The organism is Streptomyces ipomoeae 91-03 (assembly GCF_000317595.1).
Taxonomy (GTDB): Bacteria; Actinomycetota; Actinomycetes; order Streptomycetales; family Streptomycetaceae; genus Streptomyces; species Streptomyces ipomoeae.
The window spans coordinates 1-769 of sequence record NZ_AEJC01000219.1 but is presented as its reverse complement, the minus strand read 5'-3'; the positions used below and the strand labels follow the sequence as shown (position 1 = coordinate 769).

At 72.2% G+C, this 769-nt stretch carries 1 protein-coding gene; it reads right to left on the bottom strand.

Annotated elements, in window-relative coordinates; all coding sequences use genetic code 11:
• Positions 1-17 precede the first annotated feature (17 nt).
• Entirely contained in the window at positions 18-578 is a 561-nt protein-coding gene (locus tag STRIP9103_RS14455; protein ID WP_009310569.1) for a YbaK/EbsC family protein, read from the bottom strand.
• Positions 579-769: the final 191 nt, after the last annotated feature.

Below are 769 nucleotides of genomic sequence, written 5' to 3'. Positions count from 1 at the left end.
CGCGGTCACCAGTGGCGTCACGCGCTCCGCTCGTCGACGTTCCGGGCGTCCCGGATGTCCCGGGCGTCCCCGGTGTCCCGGACGTCCACCACTGTGGCTCCCGCGTGGGTGATCAGGGATGTGGGGTCCATGGGGAAGACGGTGTGCGGGGTGCCGGCTGCCGCCCAGACGATGTCGTGGGCGAGGAGGGAGCGGTCGGCGAGTACGCGGGTCTTCGTGGCGTGGCCGAAGGGTGGGACGCCGCCGATCGCGTATCCGGTCGTTGCGCGTACGACGTCGGCCTTGGCCCGGGTGACCTTCTTGGCGCCGAGTTCCTGGCGGAGCAGTTCGACGTCGACCCTGGAGGCGCCGTCCATGAGGACCAGGAGGGGGGTGCCGTCTGCGGTGAAGATGAGGGACTTGCAGATTTGGCTGAGGTCGCAGCCGATTGCTGTGGCGGCTTCGGCGGCGGTGCGGGTGGCGTCGGGGAAGCGGCGGATGCGGGTGTGCAGGTCGGTCAGGCCGAGGGCGGTCAGGGCTGCGGTGAAGCGGGGGTGGGCTGCCGGGGGCTCGGGGGTGGGGGCGGCGTCGTTCGTCATGGCGGGCAACGGTAGCGGTGCGTGTACGTGCCACGCGACAGGGTTGTTCGCCCCCGCCGCCCCTACCCGTCCCATCCCCCAGGGGCGGCTGCCCCTTCGACCCCGCTGCGCCTTCCAGCTCGGGGGATGGGGTTGTGTGGCGGGTGCGGGTGGGTGGGGGCTGGTCGCGCAGTTCCCCGCGCCCCTGAAAA

Bases quoted from the DNA above. Each gene is read 5' to 3' on its own strand.
- STRIP9103_RS14455 (WP_009310569.1), bottom strand. From the start codon at position 578: ATGACGAACGACGCCGCCCCCACCCCCGAGCCCCCGGCAGCCCACCCC.